2 protein-coding genes are annotated in these 2,325 nt (G+C 37.1%); one reads left to right on the top strand and one right to left on the bottom strand.

Annotated features, from left to right (window positions below; translation table 11 throughout):
* Positions 1 to 817: aldo/keto reductase (locus tag MRZ08_RS00555; protein WP_297377971.1), on the bottom strand; the 817-nt coding region annotated here is incomplete at its 3' end.
* Between the two features lie 110 nt (positions 818 to 927).
* Here MRZ08_RS00555 and MRZ08_RS00550 point away from each other — a divergent pair.
* Positions 928 to 2,217 carry a ClC family H(+)/Cl(-) exchange transporter gene (locus MRZ08_RS00550; protein WP_297377968.1) on the top strand — a complete coding sequence of 430 codons (1,290 nt, stop codon included), beginning with the start codon at positions 928 to 930 and terminating at the stop codon, positions 2,215 to 2,217.
* The last annotated feature ends 108 nt before the right edge of the window (positions 2,218 to 2,325 follow it).

Below are 2,325 nucleotides of genomic sequence, written 5' to 3'. Positions count from 1 at the left end.
TTAGAGAATTGTAGTCGGTAGTGCTAGCCATCTCTAGGTTTTCCCTTACTTGATCTATATCATTCATGCCAGATAGGACTGTCATTACATTATCAAGACTTAGAGGGAACTTCAAGGCTTCTTGGGCAGGGGATAGGTCGGTAAAGTCCTTAAGTAAGTTTCTAACTTCTTCTGGAGGATTGGCGAGCCTTCCACCCTTAACTGGTTCCATTATAACAACAGGTATTCCCATTTTCTTAGCAAGCTCGTAGCCCTTTAGGCCTGCTTGGTAGTCTACATCGAGGTAGTTTAATTGGATTTGACAGAAGTCCCAGTCGTAGGCCTTGATGATTTCTTCAAAAGCTGGATATTCGTCATGGAAGGAAAAGCCAACATGCTTAACCAACCCCTTCTCTTTGATTTCTGTAAGGAAATCTAGGACGCCAAGCTCTAAAACTTGTCTAAATCTTTTTACATCAAGAGAGTGGAGGAGGTAGAAGTCCAGGTGGTCTGTTCTTAGGTTATCCAATTGTTCATTTAATAATTTGTAGAAGTCGTCACTTTCCTTGACAAGCCAACATGGAAGCTTAGTAGTAAGCTTAATCTTGTCACGGAGCTTATTTTCTTCAAGGAATTCTCCTATAAATTTTTCGCTCTTGCCGTCATGATAAGGATAAGCTGTGTCAATATATGTAAGTCCCTTATCGATTGCTTCTAATATGTCTTTGGATGAAGCTTCCTTATCAATCTTTCCATTATCGCCATCAATTGTCTTAAATCTCATGCAACCAAAACCAAGTCGTGAGATTTTTTCGCCATTCAAGTCAAAATATTTCATAAACACTCCTTTTCTTTATATATCCATTGTAACATATAATAATTTATAAACCTAGAAATATTTTAACAGGGGACTTAATTTTGATATAATAGAAGATAAGGAGGAATTTAATGAGAAAAGCAAAATTAAGATATTCCTACAAATCAAAGGAAGTGTCTACAATTCTTTCATTCGTATTGACTGGTATTATAGTTGGACTTGCTATAGGATTTTTCAAACAAGCCATTAGATTTGTATCGAGTAAAATGATAGGCTTAATATCCTTAGTTCACGATAAGCCGATATACGCCCTTGGGATTATTATTTTATTTATAATTATTGGAACATTTATTTATTTCTTATCTAAAAGAGATCCGAATATCAATGGATCAGGAATACCGATCATATATGGCATGCTAGATGATGAGTTTATCGTAGATAGCCCTAGGACCCTAATTAGAAAGTTTATCGCAAGTACTCTTGCTATAGGAGCTGGACTAACGCTCGGTAGGGAAGGCCCATCCGTGCAAATCGGAGGTCTTATAGGAGATATAGTCCACAAGGCTAGCAAGTCAAAGGAAAATAAGAGATACTTTATTGGATCAGCCGCAGGAGCAGGAATCGCTGTAGCCTTTAATGCTCCAATGGCGGGAATGTTATTTACGGTAGAAGAAATATTCAAAAAAACCGACAGGAAGGTCTTCCTTTCAACAGCTATTACTATATTTACTGCAATAATTACTGCAGATATTGCCTTTGGTAACCATCCAGCCCTACTAGACGTACCAAACTTCGAAGTCATGCACTTATCTATGATTGGAATCTTGATAGTTCTGGGAATTTTTGTAGGCCTATCAGGAGTATTCTTTAATTTTTGCGTAATAGGCTCTAAGGCTGTCTATAAGAAGATAAATATTAATCCCTACATAAAATACCTAATCCCTTTTGTAGTAACAGCAATTGTCTTGATGATAGACATAGACTTATTTGCCTCAAGTGAAGAATTTATCTTCCTTGCAACTAAGGGTGAGACTAGCTTAGTTAGACTAATCTTATTCTACTTCGCTAAGATATTTCTCCTATGCTTAGCCTTTGGAGCAGGAGTATCAGGAGGAAGCTTAGTTCCCCTACTAGTAATAGGTTCGCTCGTAGGAAACATTGTAGCGACAAGCCTAGTTATGGCAGGACTCCTTGACCCATCATTTATATTTGTATTTAGCATCCTAGGTATGTGCGGCCACTTTTCAGCTATAGTAAGAGCCCCAATCACAGCTATTATCCTAGTTTTGGAAATGACCGGAGGAGCCTTCGAATATTTACTAGGAATAGCAATAGTAAGCCTAGTAGCCTACAGCATAGCAGAAATCTGCAAATCCAAGCCATTCTATGAGCATTTGTATGAGTTGATGGTAGAAAAATAGAATTATAAGCAAGAATAAACACTCCCTTAATTGTAAAGAGAGTGTTTATTTTAGTATTTAAGATCAATTTCGTTTTTATCAAGAAATTCTATATATTCTTCTGACGGT

Origin of the sequence: Anaerococcus sp. (assembly GCF_022770135.1) — a bacterium.
Taxonomy (GTDB): Bacteria; Bacillota; Clostridia; order Tissierellales; family Peptoniphilaceae; genus Anaerococcus.
Note: the sequence above shows the minus strand (reverse complement) of the source record. Positions and strands in the feature narration are given on the sequence as shown.